Here is a 21,031-nt window from a genome sequence, read left to right on the forward strand (position 1 = left end):
AGGCAGCTCCGGTGAATGTGAAAAGGCGCACAGGGTCTAGAATAGCCTAAATGAGAAAGAAAGCAAGTACCGAGAATGAGAAATCTCGGAAACACAAGAGCCATTCACAATGGAATGGCTCTTGAGAAGGCTAAGGCTGGATTGAAAACGAAGAAATCTACTTCGATTCGACTTCGATACGCGTTTCACCACGATAGTTGCCGCAGTTCGGGCACACGTGATGAGCGACATGATATTCGCCGCAGCTTTCACAGCGAACCAAGTGGTTGAGCGTCAACGAATCGTGCGCGCGCCGACGATCACGGCGGCTGCGGGAGTGCTTTCTTTTTGGTAGCGGACCCACGGATTTGCTCCTCAAACTCGCAAAGCCGACCGCAGCAGGGGGTCGGCGGCTGTTGTCAATAGATGGGTCATTATAAAGGCCCGCGGAGTCCGGGTCAAGGTGGAGGGGGACGACCCGCCAAATCTACTTACGCCGCCCCACCCCATAGCCGATCAGGGCCGCAACCAATACGATGACTGCCCACACCAACGTCCGCGGATCCATTGGAGCCATCTGCTCACCCCATTGACGGCGCAGCCCTTGCCGGTACTGAGGAATCATCAGGAGCGCACCAAACCAATCCAGCGCCCAGCGCATCGACGCGGGCATGTGCGGCGACGGCTGCGGACTAATGGGCTGCGGCTGCGTTTCCGCAAGGGTGACCTCGGCCACCGCTACGCCATCGCCCTCCGCCTCGACGCAGTCGAGCGTCCGTCCCTGCGCGTCGATGATTTTGGCAAACGGGCCATACCCCGACTCGAGCGTCACCTCATCGGCAGCGCGCCAGAAGCGTGGAAGCTGTGGGCTCACACCAAGCAGAGACAGCAGCGACAGCAGCGAGACGGGCATCCGTGACCGAAACGCGCCTCCCCCTGAACTCGCGACCACCGGCACGCGCAGCCAGCCCGCCTGCTCGTTCACCGTCAGGTCCTGAAAATGAACATCTTCGGGGATCGGCACGCCAAACGCGGTGCTGCGTGTTCGCTCACCATCCGGTAGGACAAGATCGGCGCGATGGAGATTCGGCGGGCAGCTCGTGATCACCAGCGCATCGACCAACCCGGCGTAGCGTCGCCAGAGCTCAGGGTGGCCGCTGTCCCAACAGATCAGCATGCCCAATTTGCCCAGATCAGTCTCGGCGACGGTGATGTCGCGCCCCTCGCGGAAGTAAGCGCGCTCCCACACATACGGGTAAATTTTGTCGTAGCGCCACGTGCGGCCATCCGGCGCGACGATGAAAGCACTGTTGAAAACCTCATCGCCGTCCAGCAGCATGAACGATCCGGCAAGATGCAAGCCAAACTCGGCGGCTGTCGCTTTCAGCCACACCATCGTCGGGCCAGTGAGCGGTTCAGCTAAGCCGTAGTTGCGGTCGTGATATTCATAGCCCACATTGAAGAGTTCTGGCAGCACGACGAGCTGAGCACCGGCTTCAGCGGCCCGGGCGATAAGCGCCCCTGCTCACGCGAGGCGATCAGGCGTGGGGGCGGGCGCAGCATCCATTTGTACGGTCGCGAGCTTCAGGGTGCGGGACATTCCATCGGCCTTTCACCGAAAACAGCAAGGCCCCGATTATACCGGCAATCCGCTGGTTACGACGTCGGAAAGAACTTCTTGCCGTGCAGCGCTTCCGGGAGTAAATCGTCCTCAGTGTACATTTCGTAGCCGCTGCCGTACCCGAGATCTTTCATCAGGCGCGTGGGCGCATTGCGCAGCTTGAGCGGAATCGGCAGGTTACCGCTGCGTTCGACCTCTTCCAGTGCGCGGAAGAAACTATCGCACGAGGCGCGGCTCTTCTTGCACTGAGCGAGGTAGACCGTGCCATGCGCTAGGTTAATCTGCGCTTCCGGGTAGCCGACCGTCTCGACGGCATGGAACACCGCATTGGCGACGACCAGCGCCGTCGGGTTGGCGATGCCGATGTCCTCGCTGGCGAAAATCACCATGCGCCGCGCGATGAATTTGGGATCCTCGCCGCCGCTGACCATACGTGCCAGATAGTACAGCGCTGCATCGACGTTGCTCGCGCGCATGCTCTTGATGAAGGCACTGATGGTGTTGAAATGCTCTTCGGCCTGCTTGTCATAGCGCAAATGCTTGGACTGCAGCGTGTCTTTGATGCGCTGCAAGCTGATGTCAGTTTCGGGCGCGTAGAGCTGCGCCGTGGCATCAAGCAGATTCAAGGACTGCCGCGCATCCCCGCCCGCGTAATTGATCAGGTATTCGATGGCGTCTTCGCTCAGGGTGACGCCGAGTTTTTCCATCCCGCGCCGCAAAATCTGGTCGATATTCGCCTCACTGAGCGGTTCCAGCACGAAGACCTGCGAGCGCGAGAGCAGCGCCGGAATCACTTCAAAGCTCGGGTTTTCGGTCGTCGCGCCGATCAGAATCACCGTGCCGTCTTCGATATACGGCAGCAAAAAGTCTTGCTGCGCCTTGTTGAAGCGATGGATTTCGTCGAGAAACAAGATCGGCGATGGTTTGGCCTGCTCCGGCTCGTTGAGGCTGAACAGATCACGCTGCCCGCCGGAACGTTCACGCCGCGCCCGCTCGACGATCTGCCGCACGTCATCCTTACCCGCCGACACCGCCGACAATTCGTAGAAGGGTCGCCCGGTCGCGTGGGCAATGATGCGCGCCAGCGTCGTTTTGCCGACGCCGGGCGTGCCCCACAGAATCATCGAATGCACGCGGTTGTTCTTGATCACCTGATAGATCGGCTTGCCGGGTCCGACCAGATGTTCCTGCCCAATGAATTCATCCAGCGATTCCGGGCGGATGCGATCAGCCAGCGGGCGCGACGCTTGCGACATGGGGTTTCTCCTCGGTTGACGCGTCGGGACGCACCGCGTGCGCCCCGACAGAATGGCCTCTATTCTAACACCTGTTCGCTTTACGGGGTGACCGGCCACACCAGCGGCACGATTACAATGGCCACAACGAAGATCAACACGGTGAGCAGCGTTCCGACCTTCAGGAAGTCGGCAAACTTGTAGCGCCCCGGCGCATAGACCAGCAAACACGAGGGTTCGAGCGGTGTCATATACGAGCAGCTCGCCGCCACAGCGATCATCATGGCGAACGGACGCGGATCGAGCCGGAGCTGCAGCGCCGTTTGCAGCGCCACCGGGACAATCACGACTGCCGCTGCCTGATTCGACATGGGCTGCGTGAGGATAACCGTCACGACGAAGAAGGCGGTCAGCAGCAGCAGCGGTGACAATCCCCCCGTCAGCGTGACGATCACCCCGGCGATGTAGGTCGCGGTGCCCGTCTTGTCCATCGCGATGCCCAACGCCAGCATGCTGCCAATCAGGATCAACGCCTTCCATTCGATGTTGCGGTAGGCTTCCTCCGGCGTGATGCAGCGGGTGAGGAACACGAGGATCGTCCCGATGACCATGGCGACGGCCAGCGGCACAATGTTCAAAACAGCCAGCGCCAGCGAGGCGAGGAAGATCGCAATGGCTATCCGCGCCCGCCCCGGATTCGGAATATGCGGCTCATTCGTTTCGAGGATGCGGATGATGTCACCGCGTTCAAGCTGCGCGATTCGATCTGGTTCGCCCTGAATCAGCAGCGCATCACCCAGTTCCAGGCGTATGAGGCTGAGTTTACGCCGAATCGACCGCCCGTGGCGGTTGATCGCCAGCACCTGCAAGCCGTAGCGATCGCGAAAACGGATGCCGTTCAACGTCCGCCCGATGAGCGGCGACCCCGGCAAAATCAGGCCCTCGACTAAACCAAGATCGTCCAATTCAATTTCCGGGTCGCCCAACTTGGCGTCCGCTTTGATATCCGCGCCGTTCATGGTCTTGACCTTGAGGATTTCGTCGCGTCCACCCTCAACCAGTAGTTCGTCCATCTCCTGCAGCACCTGATCGGCGTGCGGCACAAGATAGCGCTTCTTTTCGCGCACAATGCGCATCACCCGTAAGTCGAGATCCCGCCCTAGACTCGACTCACCGAGCGTCTTGCCGATGAACGGCGACTCGGGTGAGATCACGATTTCGGTGATGTACAACCGCGCATCCAGCCCACCCTCGATTTCGGCAGTTTCAAAGCGATCCGGAATGATGCGCTTGCCGACGATGTACATGTAGGCGATGCCAACAACTACCACCGGAATTCCGACCGGCGCCAATTCAAACATGCCCATCGGTGCGAGATCGTAGTTGACCATTAACCCGCTGATCAGAATGTTGCTCGACGTGCTGACGAGCGTCACCGAACTGCTGAGGATCGACGCGAACGCCAGCGGCATCAGCAGCTTCGCCGGGCTCATGCGGGCGCGCCGCGCAATGCCGATCACAAGTGGGACGAAAAAGGCAGTCGAAGCGGTGTTGCTCATGAACGCGCCGACAACTGCCGACGCCACCATGACGATGAGCAGCACGCGGCTCGGACTGCTGCCCGTGTAGCGATAGATCAGGCGCCCCGCGTAGTCCACCACGCCGGTCCGCGTGAGCGCCTCCGTCTGCACCAACAAACCAAAGATCAGCAGCACGGTACCGCTGCCAAACCCACTGAACGCCTCTTCAGGCGTGAGCATTCCCGTCAAGATCAGCGCGATCATCACACCGAGCGCGATGACATCCACAGGCACCCGTTCTAGCGCAAACAACACCAGCGCGATCACAATGATCAGCAGCAGCAAACCGATTTCGATTGTCATTAACCACCATAGTTATAACAGTTGAAATGAAGCTCCCAATATCGTACACAGATTACCACAACCTACTGTGAGCAGTTGGCTAGAAATTAGTCCTAAGTTGGAGTCATAATGGGGCAAATTGAGAACAAAAGATCGACCATGAAAATCAACCTGTCAATCAACCTCATTTCCGGACTCAGCCGTCAAGCGCGAGAGCACCTCGCCGCCAACGGCATCACCAGCCTCGACCAGATCGCGGCGATGCACCCTGACGATCTGCGCCCGTTCAAAGGCATCAAGTCGACCGCTGCGGCTATTCACGCCTGCGCTCGCGCCTATGTCGAAGAGCGACCGGTCTGGTTCAATTCCCTGCCCCATGACTGCCTGCACGCTGGCATCATGTTTGACATTGAAACCGACCCCTACACGGGGAAAACGTGGTCATGGGGTTGGTGCGATGTTGACGGCATGACGCAGAACATCGTTGTCGCCCATCGTGACGGGAGCGCACGCTTACCCGACGGCCGCACGATTATCACCGTGCGCGACACTGACGAGGGGTGGCGCTTGTTCGCCGAACTCACGCCCGACGCGCCGCGCATCTATCACTGGACGGGCTTTGACGCGTCGGTCATGCGCGCGCAAGCTCCGGACGAAGCGCGTGAGATGCTCGATCCGCGCATGTACGACCTGCACCACAGCTACAAAAGCTGTGTGCGCTTTCCGGTCTACGGGGCGTCGCTCAAAGTGGTGGCCCGCTATCTCGATTTTGAGTGGGATGAATACGATGCGTGGGATGCCGCCTACCGCGACTACGCGCAGTGGCTGATCGACGATGACACCTATGCCCTCGCCCGCGCGGCAAACTATCAGCGTGCCGACGTGGTGGCACTCGCGGTCGTGTGGAAATGGCTCAACGAGAACCGGGGTACGACGTGAAGTTGGTTGGCCGACTCGGTCAGGGAGCTTGCTTGGCGTTCCAATTCCCCTGAATATCTGCCATTCGGTTCTCGATATGTTCGCTGCCTGCGCCGAGAAGTTGAAGCACAACAACCTGACTGACGACCCGCCGCCGCGCAACCTGCAACCGGATGGTCGGATCACTGCTGACGCGATCATAAGCGGCGAAATTGGCGCGATACTCGACGATATTTGCCTGCCACTGTCGGAGCGCCGCACGTAGATCATCTGCTTCATCCAGATGCCCTTGCGCCACGCGGAAGCGCTCTCGATCGTCAAGATATTCGCGAACAAACCGCTCGAACGTCACATAGTAGGAGCCGATCACCTTGCGCGTCTCGTCGAAGCTCTGCGCAAGTTCGATGGCGATATCGAGGTCTTCATCCAGGGTTCCAGCTTGCTGTAGGGCGGGCAAACCTTTGGCAACCCGCGCCAATTGGAGGTTAGTGGTAATCAGCGGATCGGGTGTGGTGACCATTCTCAACAGCGCATCTTTGAGGTCAGCCGTCCCCTCGATAAAGCGAGCGGCGCGTTTCAAAAGATAGCTCTCGACAAAAGCGGGAAGTTCCATGCGAATCTCATCGCAGTACACTTGATCGCGGAGGGCTTGCGGAATAGCCTGAATTTGCGCTTCGATCTGTTCAATCTGTTTCAGTTGGTCGGCGCGGCCAAACCGATCATATACGACATTCGCATCGGCGAGCTGTTTCTGTAATGTACGCAGGCGCTGCAAGTACTGATTCGCATCCATGATTAGCTTCTCTTCTGCATCCGTTTGCGCAAGTCTTCCGGCACATATTCCGCCCCCAGCTTGAGGGCGAAATCCAGTTCCAGGCGGTTCGTGGCCAGCGCGATCCGCGTTTCCAAAATCAACAACCAGCAGGTGATGAGGAACAGTACTGCGCCGATCACGCCGAGCAGCAGCGGCAGCCAACTGGTGTTGGTCTGCACGAGCTGCACGGCGGCAATCGTAATGCTCGTGGAGACGAACAGCGCCAGCGTCATGTAGAGGAGCGCCAGCGCCCGCTGCAGCAAGGTGACCCGGCGCGCCACCATCTCTAGCTGGCGGAAGAGGAGCGCTAACCGTTCATCACTCAGCGCGCCCTGCCCGCGAATATGTGTTTCGATCAGGCGGGTCAGTTCGCGCACCCGTTCGATGGCGCGAATCAAGCGGGTCGACGTAGAAATCGCCAGCGTCGCGCACGCCGAAATCAAAATCGCAGGCGTGAGCATCGCTGAGAGAATTGAGAGAATAGCAGCGGGATCGGCAAAAGACATAGGACTTACTGCGCTTTCGGTCGATATTGAACAGCTTCGGCGACGTGCTGCACTTGAAGTCGGTCACTGTCGGCGAGTCCGGCTCAGCTTGCGCACCCGGTGATAAGCGCGCTCAACTGCAAACAGCGAACAGAGAGTTCAAGGTACTACTTAGCTTCCGGCGCAATCATGCAGAACTGATCGGTTTCGTTCACTATCATAGCGCACTTGGCGACCACACAGGCGCTGCAAATCGTTCCGGCTGACGAATGCTGACAAGATCCTTGAGGTACTACTAATCCAGCGCAAAATGAACGCGCTGGTTCCCATGCTCAACTTCCTAACAGCTAGTTGCAGAATCACGACTAACGCAGTATGGGCCTGTTCACGAAGCAATCTTACTCATTCCAGTGTTGTCCACCAGAGCAACGGCACCGGATCGATCGGGGTGTGGAAATCGCGCACCGTACCCGTTTGCACATCATACGTGCGGATACCAGCTGCAGTCGAATAGGCGAGTATTGCCCCTGTAGTCGACCACGCCGCGCAGCAGCTATTCGCCCCGCCGGGCAGTTGCAGCAGACTTTGAGTTTCAGTGTCATAAAGCTGGAAACCGAGATAGCGAGTGTAATCATCATAGAGTGAAACACGCCAGCGACGGTGTAAACCGATTATGTAACGACCGTCTGCAGAAGCGCTGGCGCGCCTAACAACCAACCACTCGAGGTCCGGTGTCGAGAAGTGCATTTGCTCTTCGCCCTGAGTGTCGTACAGAATAAAGTCGGTGTCATTTCCGACAATAAACCAGCGGCCATCTGGTGACCAGGCAGCAGTGTTGTACGAGTAATTGACAGGAATTCGCTGAAGCAGCTCACCGCTGTCAATCGCGATGAAATGATAGTAGCAATGCGCGGTGTCGAAGCATTGAGGATAGGCTAACCGCTGTCCATCAGGAGACCATCGTGCGCCATAGTGCGTACCGGGCGACTGGGCAGGAGCATCGAATATGCGCTGTTCCACCAAGAGTTGGCGGATGTTCCCATCCTCTACGCCCACAAAGTTGATTTCAAGGAGTTCGTCGCGATTGGTCAGCATGGCAACTTGACTGCCGTCAGGTGACAGCAGCACGTTACAACGCATATCAACCTCAGCAGGTAAACGCAAAGTCGCTGCCTCGCCAGTGCGAACATTCAGCACGGTTGGCAGCTCGTTGAATAGGAGTACGATATGTCCATCCAGCGACCACAGCGGCGCGCAAGCGTCCGGATCATAGGTGATTAGTAAGGTACTCTCGCCGCTGTCGACATCCAGCAACCTGAGGTTGCCGCATAGCTGTAGATCAGAACCTGCCTGATAGCAGCAGTACGCTCAGGCAACCAGAGGGAACCAACCATCAGCATACCGCAGCATAAGAACAGTCCTAATCGATATCCGATCGGCAATTGTTCCTCCTACCAGATTGTCTTCACATGGATCGCTGCTGCGGTCGGTATTGGACAGCTTCGGCGACATGCTGCACTTGAATCAGGTCACTGTCGGCGAGATCGGCAATCGTCCGGCTCAGCTTGAGCACCCGGTGATACGCGCGCGCACTCAACTGCATGCGGCGAACGGATAGTTCCAGCAGCTGCTTGGCTTCCGGCGCGAGCACGCAAAACTGGTCGATCTCGCTGACCGTCATATCGCTGTTGGCAACCACATGCGGATGCTCGGCAAACCGTGCCTGTTGGCGGGCACGCGCCGCCTCCACGCGCTGCCGAATGTTGACGGAGGGTTCGGCGCGTTCTCCGCTCATCAGCTTGTCATACTCTACCCGCGCCACATTGACATGGATGTCGATACGGTCAAGCAAAGGGCCGGAAAGTTTGCTCTGGTAGCGGTCGATCATCACCGGCGTACACGTGCACGCCTTGACGGGATCCCCAAAATAACCGCAAGGACAGGGGTAGTCACAATCTGCACTTTTCAATCGAGTACTCCCTTCAGAGCAACACGATTATATCTACAAACATCTTATAGAATGCTCTTCTATCATCACGTCAAAATGTCCCCCTCCGAAATGAAATCTACAACTCTGAAACCGCGAACAATATCGGTGATGCATGCCGAGAGGCATACGAACTGCTGCTTAACAGCGTACTAGTCCATCAATCAGGCAACTCATGTGGAGGTCGTGTTGCTGTCACTTTCGCACCCTAGAAAAAATCACCTCAATGCGCCCTATGACAGGAGACATTCGACGGATACTGTGAATGTTTGGGATCAAAAATGGTCTCGCGGAGGAGGGTTTCAGATTAGGATTTGAGTACATATGTCTTTCTTGGTGCACAAATCTACCTACCAGTTCTTGACATTAGGAAGCCCTCCTGTAAAGCTTGTGTTGCTACACTCCTATACTACGGCACCCACACTTTTCGGATTGCCTTTCTTTCGCTTGCTCCTTAGATGTATGCATATCGATCCAACGTCGCTGAGACAAATTCAGCACAGATGCTCCTAAAGCGGTAGTTTTCCTTCTGATAGCCGAGAAGTAGCTAGACACCAAGTAGTTACCATGTATTATCAGCTTTTAATGTAATCGCGGAATAAGTCGCTATAGTGCTTAACACTTCCACATCCATTTCGTTAAAGACAGCGATGTCTTTCCAAAAAACGAAGAGAACCCCGAGGATTTGATTATGTGCAAGTAAAGGCAAACACACAGCTGATCTGATACCTTTATCGTACCAACTTGTATCGAAATGCTCACTTTTAGCAATATCTTCGATCCAGATCACTTTCTTTAATTCGGCCACCATGCTTACAGCACTCTTGGAAGTGTTAATGTTGGGAAGCCAAGCATCTACGCTAGATGGTTCACTATAGACAGATTTCGTACTGAATGCTTCACTTTCTCGATCAAAGATGTAAACCACAACACCATCTGCTTGAGTGTGCTGTCGTGCAACTTCAACGAGACGGCTAAGTATAGAACCAGTATCAGAGCTTTGTAGCATTTCTAAAGTAAAATCATGCACGAACCTCAAGAAATTGCTGGTTTTCCAGAGCTCTTCTTGTAATCTTGCACTATGGAGGGCTATCGCTGCTTGATATGCAAAAGGTTCAATGACTGTTCGAACTTCGTCTGGATATACCCCTTCCTTATGGTGACTTATTGTAATTAAGCCAACTGCTTCTGTCCTGTAATACAGGGGAACGCCTATCCAAGATCTTTCATCGCGCGTAGTATCATTTGATACCCAATTCTCGTTGTCACGCGTGTCTGAAATTATCGTTATTCTATTACTTTTGAGAATCTCAGTGACAAGGGAGTCTTCAAAAACCGGTCTTAACAGGAACTCCCCTTCCCTAAACTCAAAACCTTTATACGCGGCCATGGCCCGATGATTGTTCACGATAACTTGAATTGACCCTCTATCATATTCTATGATTTGGCTCAAAACATCTAGTATTGCTTTACATATTTCTCCAATCCCCGTGGTTTCGCTCATCGCAGAGGAAATCATGGATAGACCTTGAATCATTTGCTCAGATTGTCGTGTTTTCTTAGTATTGTGGTCAGCTCTTTCTCTGCTCGTTTGGATATACCGTCTTTGTATTTCGGAAGGCAACGGATTGGCGACTTTTTCTCTTCCTGCCCCTTTGTCCATTGGGGCTCTGGCAAAAGTCTCAGCTTTTCGTAGCCAGTCCTCCGCACGATCGATCTCTGAACCAACTAAAAGGAGGTCGTCATCACGCAACTCTTGCTCCCATTCGATTGCACGAACTACATATTTAGTATGTGCTTTCACGTATTCCAGATCACTCTGTATGCTCGCTAACAGGCTACTGAAGCCTTGTTCAAATTCATCGCTATCACGCAAAAAGCACCAATTAATTCGACTGATTTTTCGCCAATTATCTCGCGTAATGACCAATGGATCTCTGTTTCCAAGTCTTTCTTGTGTTGATAAGTCAGGTATGAAATCAGCCACCGACGCAAATACGCTGCGGATCTCAACGTCCAAATATACAATTGGGATAATGCGCTTTTTTAGCTCAAAAGCATAATCCAATTCCAAGTTACAAAAAATCGAGGCCATTGAATCATTACTAATAATGAACATGAAGTTGTCTGCGGCCTCGATTCCGGCCTTAATCTCATTCCACCAATTGGGAGCCGTGCGAGGGATTGCTTCCCAATCAATCCATGCACTTTTCTCGTTCGAATTGAGACTATCTATTAGTCGCTTAGCAAAGTCCTGATTTTTGCGCGAATACGAGACAAATACATCAGCCACTGCCACACCCCATTCTGAACTTAGCAATTAGATTATCTTTCATAACCTTATTTTTGGATACTTAGCGAAATGTTCTTGATGGCTACCCGTACTCGTGCTCGACTTTCCCATATCACATTGTCGGGTAACCCTGCCACGATTAAATTCAGGATTTCTGCACGCAGGTTGAATGTCGGTCTGAACCTCGATGATCCAACCGTCTGGACCGACAATAGCGTAGGCACGAACGATTGAGAGCATGGGTTACACCACGATGATCAAGAAAGCAGATATTCGACGGATATAGAGGGTGTTTACGAGTGAGTAGTGTTCATTTGATTTCCGTGAGTGCGCCTGAACATAATCGACGCACTCAATTAGTACCGGCTTCAGCTGAAGTTCGGTAAAGAGGATCAAACTCGCTGATTACGTAGGTTCAACTCGTTGCGCAAAAACCCTGAGGATGTCAGCCAGTGTCGCTCGTGTAGATACTAGATGCATCTGATTGTCCTCTTCCCTATCAATACCACCAACAAGCGAATTCGATAGAAAAGTACAAACGGCGTCTACTTCCTCTTTCTTGTATTCGTCGTCGGGATAGCGGCTGAACATCATGAAAAACACATTATCCACCGTCATTGACACTTTCAACCCCCGCTGATTGGTCTCAGCCATCAATTCGACCGTTCGATTAAGCAAAGTTACCGTCCGCTCAAAATACGCTTGGGCATGCGAAACCGAGTCAGGAACGGAAGCAATCAGACCCGGTCGCTGAAAGAATGCTCGGTACGTCTCCATACTTCGGGGAGAGTATTGATGCAGTTTCAACCAAGCTGCAAGGGTAGAAAGGGTGATCAAGACAATGTCGTTTGCTTGAGCGACACGCACAATGGGATTGTAGAAACCTTCCGACACTACCACGACATAGTCCGCCTGATGCCGCTGTTGATGCTTATGCAAAGTTTGTGGTTCAAGGTTATTGAGAACGCGGGCTTTGCGCGCTTTCGCATCGATGATCGCCGTATACCCGGCTGACCCCATATCGGCATAAGCAATCACATCGGTTTCGCCCGGTTTCCCACTGATCTCTACCCGAAAACCCAAGAAACGAAATGCGCGTGCCAGAGCTTCTTCCAGTCGTTGATGGTGGTCACTGTCCCGCGATGCCAGAAACAGTTCACGTGCAATGATTTCATACTCCGGCATCGATGGACGAGGCTCGACCTCTTGTGCGTAATAGGGACGCGGCGCTTCGGGATAGAATTCTTTGACGACGGTTTGCCCATATTCCGTTATGCGGTACGTTTCCTCTCCAATTTCCTCTAGACAGCTGAGTGCTTCTAAGAAGATGGTACGCAACTTTGCATCACGACCGACTAGACCTAAGTGTCCGATGCTTGTAAGTTCGGCGTCCAGTTCTTCAAGGGAGATTGGTTCGTTAATTGTGGCAAATACTGCCAGAATGACATCCGCACGTTCTACCCGACGCATAACCTGCTGTACCAGCAGACTTATTTGTTCTTCTTGGTGAGGACCTAAGCACCGTCGTGCCAAACTCAGTATGCATGAACTCACCTGCTCCGGGTAGTTATGAGACCCAAACGGGTCGCTAGCTGCTGGTAGTCTTTGGCGTGAGTTTCTACGGCGGCAAAGTGGTCGTACGCCCATGCCCGGTACTTGTGGTAGCTCGCCTTTTCCTCGCGCGCCTCCATCTCGCTGATCCATTGCAAAAGTTCCAAGAGGAGTGTCAGATAGCTGCGGCTGTTCTTAGGCAGAATTGGCAGGTTATCAATTGGACGTAGGTAACGCATAATCAGTGTTCCTTTACTGTGTACGGATAAAATGTGGGGGGTATGAGCAAACTCACAGCTCATACCCCGATGTGAATCACTTGGTTAGCTGGAAAACCATGAAGTTGAGGGCAGTTCGCTCTTCGCCTGCGACAATGAGGTCTTGAAACGAACTGGTGTAGGCAATCGGCATGTCTTCTTCTACAAGATAGTCATTGGCAATCGTGATGCCTTTGACTGCCTGACTGATAGCTGCGGCCCCAATCGCTCGCAGATGGGCTGTTCCTGTCAAGCGGATGCGTTTCGCAACTGCGCCTGCTAGTAGCGTTGGGTCAGTATTTGACCGCACACGAATAATTTCATTCGCATTGGGGTCGCTCTGCGGTTGGGCGTCATTGTGCTGCATTGTCTGTGTCTCCTTGACTAACCTAAGCGAAATGTGACTTCTGTTGACGCTGTTTCCGTTTTCGACAGCGATCCGAGCATGTCCGTTTGTTCAAGCGTGTGCCCTTCGGCAGGCGTGTACCACAGACTTCGCAGTGCCGGGTGCGCGCACGTAGTCGGGGCCGCTGTGCGCGTGCTCGCTGACGTTCCACGGTGAAATAGTTGATGCTTACGCTCCTAAAGGGAGTGCTTCTAGAACCACATGATTCTCATGTACCGATGCAGGGGCAATTTCACCTCCTTTCCCCGGCAGTTCCGGTTGTTCGTACCATGTTTCGGTATGAAACTCCCGCCAGACTAGCGCGCGCCAATCGGCGGTTGTCAGCTCATTAAGATTAAGTGTGCGCCTCGCTTTGTTCGCGGTCCGTAGTCCATCACGCAGGGAATTCGCATAGAACTGTGGCCAACGAGGATGATTCTCAGGATTGGCTGCCGCCTGTTTCCATTCCGCCAGTGCTTGCAAGTAGGCGCGCTCATGAGCGTGGCGCTGCTCAATCGTGTCGAGCATCTGCGATTTCAGAACATAGGCCGTGGTAAGTACCAATAAGGGCGGAGCGACCGCTTCCAGCCAACCGAAAGGATTGTTCCAATCGCCCGGCAGCGCGACTTGAATATTGCCGATGAGGGCAATTGCAGTTGCAATTCCCATCGAGCCGTAAAGTAAGATTTTCACTGCTCTGGTCGATGGCAAGACTGCTAAGGCGAGCGAGAAGACAATCTGGCCAGTTTCAGCGAGGAGAATGGTAGCAATGCCGACAACCTCCATCGAAGGCAGATGACTGATAGCACTGCCAAAAGTAGTTGAACCGATATGGTAGAGCCGGATCGCCGATGGAGTGAAAGCGGCAAACAGAAGCAAAATGCAGAGTGCTGTGATGAGTCGCATGATGGAACGCGGATAACGGCTAAGTTGAGGAACGTCAAAGGTCGCCCGATCCGGTTTTGCGCCGCTCATCGTAACGATAGCCGCGCGGGCAGCTTCACGAGCAGCGAGACGTTCTTCTTGAGAGAGCGGACGGACAAGTGCCAACATTTCCGAAGGGGCAGTCATGACATGCATACTCCTGTTTCCAGAGCGTGTCAGCGGCGCGCTCAAAAGTGAAACAGAAAGGGCGGTTAGCTGCACCATTGCTAATGCAACCAACCGCCCTGAATATGCATACAAAGAATTCGCCCGTTGACAGGGGAACTTTGCAATTTATACTCAAAGACGCTGTGCCTGTTACAGCAGGTGCAGCCAGCCGGGCGGGCGTTCCAGCGCCGCGCTCGGCAACCCTTTCAGGGTGCTGAGTGTATCAATTCCACAGCCGACTTCGTTCCAGCGAAGGACGGCTTCTTTAGTTTCTATTGTACGAATAAGTGTTCGAAGCGCAAGTGTTTGATCGTTAAACTTTTGAGCAGTTTTTCCCGCAAAGATGGCTTCTGTGCTCTTCTCCCCTCAACTAGATTCTTCCCCATGTATGGCGGCTAGAAAGATGATCGAGTTAACATCACGCGCCACCGTCTCGCTTAGAGGGCAGTCAACTGTTTATATGAATTTGGACTGAAACTTGATATATCTTTTGTTGACAGTCACCCCTTCACATAGAGCAAGCGCCAATGCCCAAACCATTATCGTTTGTATAAGAGCGGCATTATATAGTGGCACAGTTTTACTTCGAGCCGATGACCCTTAGAGCTTCACACTCGTCCAAAACAACATAATCATTGGTAGCTGCAAGAACATTTGCAACGTTATCCTCAAGCCCGCTTCTACTAATCCCGGGTTGCACGATAACAACCTCATACTTAATTGGCCTTAATGCCTGCTGATTTGCCTTAACATGTTCATCCCAAGCCGCCAGACTCCTTTACAAATTCCTTTGTACGTAACTTAAGCCTTTGTTGAATACGTTTGCGTAGCATAGCTGGTTTCTTGATCCAGTTTAGGCACTTGACCGCTTGGCCGCATACCTCGTATACGTCACTAACTCGTGATCTTTGCGGCGAACCGCCTGCTTTCTTGACGTGGTACAGAGAAATCTTGATCGCATTATCTAGGCGCGACAGGCAAACAAAATCAGCAATTTCACCACTACCGTGATCGTAGAATACTAACTCATGTATGTTCGGCAAAGCTGTTTTTAAGTACGAATGTATCGAGTCTTTGGTGCGAGCATTGGGTTTATCATATTCTTTAAAGATATTTACACCATTGCTTTCCCAATCCCAACCCAGAATATTGTTTGGATCATATGTACTGTAGGTATCAGGTGTTCGGTAAATTTGAGCTCCAATTATCATTCCACTAGCGGTATATATTCTGAGGGGATACTCAGCCAAGAAATCCTCTAAAGTGAGATTGGCCTTACCTCTTTGAATAGATACTCGGACTCCATCAGTTTGTTCATAACGAAACCAAGGAAAGCCGAGAGGATTGTAAATCAACGAAATTGATACCGGATAATTGCTGAGAACTAGAATTGATGAATTGCGTCTTTGATTTATGCGTTTGATACTGAGTTGTAGGTCTAGTAAATCAAATTTATAGCGACCGTCAGATGAGACAACTTCGATGAAGTAGTTACTTTCACCGTCACCGTAAATGGTTTCATGCCAGTCAACAAAAAGTAGGTCAGGTGGCAGACTTTCGAGAGAGGATCCTACTGACAAGTGGTCTAGATCTGATTGCGTGGAAACTTCCCGTTCACTCTCAAAGCGCTTGGCAAGACTTTCGCACCATTCGATAAATCCTTGAATACCTTGCTTGTGTTTTGTAGTACTCCAAACTCGAGACGAACTACTATAACCAACTGTCACGGTTTGCCCCTCTACAGTTCCTCGTCCAAATACGTGACCTTGATTAAATAGTCTCCCATCACTCCGCCTAATAGCTAAGTGTGCTCCGGAACCAGCAATTATCCTATAGGACTCGCTGCGGCTGTTTGCTAGCCGATTGCGCATACCGATATTGAAAAACTCAAGCGAATCTAGATCAAGTAACGCTTTGTTTAGTCGGCTTGACGGCAAGGGATCATATCTACCGGCAGTTACTATCTGCTGCATCACTTGACCGTATATGCTTTCATTGCGGGTTGAAGAATTTACGAATACATATTGCCGACTGACATGGATTATGACGAGATCGTATTGCGTTTCCCTAAAGACGCGTGATTTTGACCATTGGGGCCGACGGCTTGCTTTTACAACAAATACTAAAGTAGATTGATCGCGGTGGAGTTTCGGACTAAGTACTTCGAAGCCAGTTATGCCAATGCTTCGCGTTAAGTCAAGCCGCGCACCTTCCGCTAATTTATAGACTTTTGCATGGTAAGAGGGCTTGATGGAACTTATAGACCATTCTTCAGAATACGGCTTCCTGTCATACGCAATCGGCAAATCTTCGAAATTCTCCTCAACCTCTTGTCTTTCTTGCTCCCGTTCAAGGCGATTTTGGTAGAGTTGAGGAACGATTTCTGACCACACTTTCCCGTCAAGATATAGTTTCTCACGCTCTATCTCAAGCTCAGGGTCTTCAATTGCTAACAGTTGTCCTCTCGATACAATCTCTGATCCCTCAGTTCGAACAAATCTACCAATGAACTGCAATGTGGCCGGTAGCGAGATGTGTTTTTTGTGAATCACACCGATCTTCAAGGTAGAGACGTCGAATCCTTCTCCCAACATTTGTACAGCGATGACACCATCAAGTACATGGTCCTTTAACTGCCTTATCGTTTCTGCGATATCGTCATAGGAGATTCCTGAATGAACAGCTTTGACATGCAATTCCTCTGCTTGATATACTTCTTCAAGCCGATTCGCATGTGCTTTTGAGTCAGTTCGAACCAAGAGCGACTGATATATCCCTGTTGCACGAATTTGACCAAGTAGTCGCTTGGCTTCCCGAGCAAGAACCACATCTTCATTCTCTTTCTCAGCTTTAACGCCGTGAAAGTCTATACTCGTAATAATGCCGTCCTCAAATGCCTCTTTCATTGAGTAATCATAAATCATTGTGCCGGAGATCTGTTTCTCATCTCGCCGATATGGTGTAGCGGTAAAAAGCACCTTCTTTGCGTCTGGAAATGTATCGAGTAGGCTTCGCCAAGTCGCAGCAGGCTCATGATGACCTTCATCCATTAGTAACAAATCAAACAAATCAAGATCGTTTGGAGGTTTTACAACCCCTCTTGCCTCGCCCGGGCTTGCTATATCAGGTGTTGCGATGACAACGTCGTAGCTAAGGAGATCTCTCCATCCTTGTTCGCTTCTGACCCTTTTTCTTAGGATTTTGACTCTAGGTCTAGGTATGTTTGCAGGTAGAGTTCCAAGCTCCGTCAAGAGGTCTAGGCACTGAAAATCATGGTCAATCTGAGCGTTAATGATCTTATTGGGCGAGACCACTAGTACACGAGTAGCACTGAGCACAAACGGACTCAGTACGAGCACTGCTGTTTTTCCCGATCCTGTTGGCATTACAACTATCGCAGGAGACAACTTCCTAGGTTTAGTACGTCGCGTAAAGTAAGACGAGATAGCATGTATACCTCCGAGCTGTGCGCGACGCAGACCTTTAGTAGTATTTGAAGCGAGCGGATAACGTACATCGCTATAGTGCTCACTGAAATAGCTCATAGTTTTTGCATACGCCTTTAATTAGTCTGAAGCGGTATAAGTTCCTTGATGCTACCGATAGCACCGAAAAAGGTGTATTGAGTTTCGTCGTACGTGAATTCCTCACGTAGTCAGTAGACATCCTTATGCCAATTCGAGCGGGATAGTCATGATCATTATTCTCGATAAGGCCATTCGCTGATAACCTATCCGGCAAACTACTATAACGTGAGTTGAGTCTTGATTTCCGGAGCTGTTGGGCGATTTCTGCGCGGGTTTTCCAATCAGCCGTGTCATTCATGACAGCTATGATTTTGCGGGCTTGAGGAGTATGTTCCAACCGTATTGCCTCTAGGGCTTTTGGCTGGTCAACACCCATGTCTGTTTTCGCGCTTTCGATGATGATTAGAACTGATGTCTATTATAACATCAGTCGCTAATACTCGCCCACTGCAACGAGGACTTTTGATCACCCTATTGAGACCAGAGACAGTCTAGACAGTTGGTTTGTTGGATTGACGAACATGCAGAAACATCTTGGGAGCAAGGAAGGCCAGTTACTCTGGTTGCCTCACTGACTAATGGCTATGCAGTCTCAAGCCCAAAAGGACGTTTGATCCTCAGTATTTTAGTCAGGTGTTACGCGAGAAAGGTTATTGCCAGACTTGTCCGGCAGGAGATCGCCCTATAAGTATATTATGCGGTTTTCTTGCTTAGCCTTCCAAGGACAGTTTCCCCGTTACAGACTTCAATATAATTCGAATCACGTCAGCCAATCCTAACTCCTGCTCTTTCAGATATGAGGGTACCTTAGCTGTAATTCTGATTGCAGTTAACCACCTAAATGTGATAAATAGCAATGGAAGTAATAAATAGGAGATGTTCAATTTTAGACTTGCAACTCTCACTGATTCGATCTGGTCCAGTGCATCACACAAATAAGCTATAGCTCGATCAATGTGCCTCAAGTCTCGTTCCATGATTGCAAGACTAATATAGGTATTGGCTATACATTCCTTGTCGTCCAGTGATCTACCAAGCTGTAGAGCAGTATTGAGATGTTTAGTTGCCTCTTCGTATTCGTGTAGGTGCACAAGAACCTTGCCTAATCTGTGCGAACAGTTAGCAATTGCCTCCTTAGATTCATTCAATCGCAGCTTGATTTCTAGTGACTCCCATAGAGCTTGTTTGGCCTCAATGTACTTCTTGTTAAGGGAATAGGCTTTGCCCAAGGCATATAAGCTAGTATGTGCAAGGCCATCTCGCTCGCCTATTTTCTCCCATATCTCAAGACTCTCCCGCAAGATTCGATATGCTTCGTCAAATTGTGCTAGATACACCTTGATATTGGCCAGTTGAATTAAGGTGAACGCCTTTATTCTGTGGTTTGAATTTGCGTCACACACTTCAATGCAACTGCTAAGGATAGCCACCGCTTGCTCAAAATTGCCTCGGTCTACGAGGCTAGCGCCAAATTGAAAAAGCGTTGTTGCGAGCTCTTGGTTAGCTTTTACATCTGTACTATGTTTTAAAAGGTTTGTCGCTTCTGTGTAGATTTCCTCAAGCGAGCCAAAGTTGCTACGATTGCCTTCTATCGTTGCGAACTGCACAAGCAGTCGTCCCAAAAGAACGGGGTTACTTCCTTTGCGAGCGAACGGAATAGCCGTTTCGCGCCAGTAGGTGGAAATTCGCTCCCATTCACCAAGTGTGTGCATGTGGTAGTAAAGTTCTTGGAAAACCTCTGAAATTAATTCGGAAAAATCATTATTTGGATAATAAGTTCTTGCGTCCTCTGCGCATTTTACTACAGCTTGGATAAACAATATGTCGAGAACCTCTTTGGGAATACCTTCCTGCTTGACTCTGACAAGTTCACTGAGGAATCTCTCAAATCGACTCCTTAGTAATTGCTCGCGTGGAACACTACTCAATGTCATGTTAGGTTCTACAGCTGATTAAAGATATCATTTTGCAAAAAGTATAGGTCAGTTGGTGTATCGTATAAATGTACTTCGGCGAACTTCTATCGATAGAAATCAGTGATTTTGCACTAAGTCCCCTAATGCCTTCACGGAGATCGGAGTCGCCCAATCCGCTCATCAATTGAATTAGCTTCCAATCTGCCCCACTTACGCCTACATCCCCAAGAGTCATCAAAACTGCTTGTTCAAGAGAGCTAAGCAACTCCCATGAACGAGCATATAGTGCCGAAACATTTTTTGACCTTCTTTGCTAAGATTTGCTGTAAGCCCCTCCAATACACTGTCCAAACCCAAGTCTGACAACTGCCCGACTACTAACTTCACGGCTAGAGGATTCCCGCCTACAGTATCGAAAATGACCTTCAACTCCTTGTCAGGTACTTCTCGGACCCAATCAATACTTCTCTGATGGCTCTCGTATCTAACTAAATTTAGGGTGTCTGTCATACCCAATTCCTTCAATGGGTGATGTGTTATCGGCTCTACGTCGTCAGATACTGCGATTCGTGACGTAAGCAAGAAGGTTGTAGGATTGGAAAGTTGTTTGAGGATGGGAATAAGCGCTTTGACGTCACCCGGTGTCTGTAAATTGTCAATAACGATCAAATTTGGCGTCGACTTTAGTATTTTCCGGATAATCTTCGCTTTTTCCGTGACCGGGAGTAACGGAACTGCTTCCAAACCGAGTTGTCTAGCAATTGCGTCGTAGATGTAGTTTTCGTCTACAATGTAACTACTATCTTGATTGACATCATCCCATGTGTCGATACCATTTTGCCCTACGACAATCCAGTGTTCAGCTGCGAAGTTTCGATTTTCAAGAGCAGCCATCTGCCTTAGCGTATACGCTACAAGGGTGCTTTTACCGATTCCCCCTAGACCTTCGATACTATGAATCCAAGACCCCTTCGAATCTAAGATCTCTTCGAGTAACTTGCCTGCCACTTCTTCTATACCAAAAAGTTGTCCGTAGGATGGGCCAATTGAAAGTTGCACAGGAGGATGCACAATAATATCCGAAGTCTCTGTTTTTACTCCGTTTGATA

General features: G+C 51.1%; 17 protein-coding genes. 1 reads left to right on the forward strand and 16 read right to left on the reverse strand.

Translation table 11 applies throughout. From position 1 onward, the window contains the following. Positions 1-157: 157 nt before the first annotated feature. From rpmF to IPK17_RS04580, 4 genes are all read right to left on the reverse strand, one after another. A complete protein-coding gene (gene rpmF / locus IPK17_RS04565) occupies positions 158-343 on the reverse strand; it encodes a 50S ribosomal protein L32 (RefSeq protein ID WP_343416478.1) in 186 nt (61 codons plus the stop codon). Positions 344-466: 123 nt separating this feature from the next. Further along, positions 467-1,492, reverse strand: a complete 1,026-nt coding sequence (locus IPK17_RS04570) for a carbon-nitrogen hydrolase family protein (protein ID WP_343416592.1) — start codon at positions 1,490-1,492, stop codon at positions 467-469. Positions 1,493-1,635: 143 nt separating this feature from the next. Beyond that, a complete protein-coding gene (locus IPK17_RS04575) occupies positions 1,636-2,856 on the reverse strand; it encodes a replication-associated recombination protein A (RefSeq protein ID WP_343416479.1) in 1,221 nt (406 codons plus the stop codon). An 80-nt stretch (positions 2,857-2,936) separates the two neighbouring features. After that, on the reverse strand, positions 2,937-4,718 hold the full coding sequence (locus IPK17_RS04580) for an SLC13 family permease (protein WP_343416480.1): 1,782 nt from the start codon (positions 4,716-4,718) through the stop codon (positions 2,937-2,939). 138 nt (positions 4,719-4,856) lie between these two features. On the opposite strand from IPK17_RS04580, the gene IPK17_RS04585 reads away from it, so the two are divergent. Continuing rightward, entirely contained in the window at positions 4,857-5,636 is a 780-nt protein-coding gene (locus IPK17_RS04585) for a ribonuclease H-like domain-containing protein (RefSeq protein ID WP_343416481.1), read from the forward strand. A gap of 19 nt (positions 5,637-5,655) precedes the next feature. On the opposite strand, the gene IPK17_RS04590 is transcribed toward IPK17_RS04585, so the two are convergent. The 12 genes from IPK17_RS04590 to IPK17_RS04645 all read right to left on the reverse strand — a co-directional run bounded on the left by IPK17_RS04590 (position 5,656) and on the right by IPK17_RS04645 (position 20,993). Next, complete coding sequence (locus tag IPK17_RS04590) at positions 5,656-6,408, reverse strand: hypothetical protein (RefSeq protein ID WP_343416482.1); 753 nt, start codon at positions 6,406-6,408, stop codon at positions 5,656-5,658. Positions 6,409-6,410: 2 nt separating this feature from the next. Then, on the reverse strand, positions 6,411-6,935 hold the full coding sequence (locus IPK17_RS04595) for a DUF2721 domain-containing protein (RefSeq protein WP_343416483.1): 525 nt from the start codon (positions 6,933-6,935) through the stop codon (positions 6,411-6,413). Positions 6,936-7,316: 381 nt separating this feature from the next. Beyond that, positions 7,317-8,228, reverse strand: coding sequence for a WD40 repeat domain-containing protein (locus tag IPK17_RS04600; RefSeq protein ID WP_343416484.1), 912 nt, complete (start codon positions 8,226-8,228; stop codon positions 7,317-7,319). A gap of 151 nt (positions 8,229-8,379) precedes the next feature. After that, entirely contained in the window at positions 8,380-8,883 is a 504-nt protein-coding gene (locus IPK17_RS04605; protein ID WP_343416485.1) for a magnesium chelatase subunit ChlI family protein, read from the reverse strand. A 580-nt stretch (positions 8,884-9,463) separates the two neighbouring features. Further along, positions 9,464-11,194, reverse strand: coding sequence for a GAF domain-containing protein (locus tag IPK17_RS04610; RefSeq protein WP_343416486.1), 1,731 nt, complete (start codon positions 11,192-11,194; stop codon positions 9,464-9,466). 405 nt (positions 11,195-11,599) lie between these two features. Then, positions 11,600-12,664, reverse strand: coding sequence for a restriction endonuclease (locus IPK17_RS04615; RefSeq protein ID WP_343416487.1), 1,065 nt, complete (start codon positions 12,662-12,664; stop codon positions 11,600-11,602). 80 nt (positions 12,665-12,744) lie between these two features. Next, positions 12,745-12,984: a hypothetical protein gene (locus IPK17_RS04620; protein ID WP_343416488.1), complete on the reverse strand. Its 240-nt coding sequence runs from the start codon at positions 12,982-12,984 to the stop codon at positions 12,745-12,747. A gap of 76 nt (positions 12,985-13,060) precedes the next feature. Beyond that, positions 13,061-13,369: a stage V sporulation protein S gene (locus IPK17_RS04625; protein WP_343416489.1), complete on the reverse strand. Its 309-nt coding sequence runs from the start codon at positions 13,367-13,369 to the stop codon at positions 13,061-13,063. 207 nt (positions 13,370-13,576) lie between these two features. Then, the gene (locus IPK17_RS04630) at positions 13,577-14,536 is read right to left on the reverse strand and encodes a hypothetical protein (RefSeq protein WP_343416490.1); all 960 of its coding nucleotides are present in this window, start codon (positions 14,534-14,536) and stop codon (positions 13,577-13,579) included. Positions 14,537-15,234: 698 nt separating this feature from the next. Beyond that, positions 15,235-18,024 (reverse strand): DEAD/DEAH box helicase, encoded by a 2,790-nt coding sequence (locus IPK17_RS04635; RefSeq protein ID WP_343416491.1) that lies wholly within the window; start codon positions 18,022-18,024, stop codon positions 15,235-15,237. A gap of 692 nt (positions 18,025-18,716) precedes the next feature. Next, on the reverse strand, positions 18,717-19,826 hold the full coding sequence (locus tag IPK17_RS04640) for a tetratricopeptide repeat protein (protein WP_343416492.1): 1,110 nt from the start codon (positions 19,824-19,826) through the stop codon (positions 18,717-18,719). Between the two features lie 330 nt (positions 19,827-20,156). After that, a complete protein-coding gene (locus tag IPK17_RS04645) occupies positions 20,157-20,993 on the reverse strand; it encodes an NB-ARC domain-containing protein (protein WP_343416593.1) in 837 nt (278 codons plus the stop codon). Between the last annotated feature and the right edge of the window lie 38 nt (positions 20,994-21,031).

The organism is Candidatus Flexifilum breve, assembly GCF_016713355.1.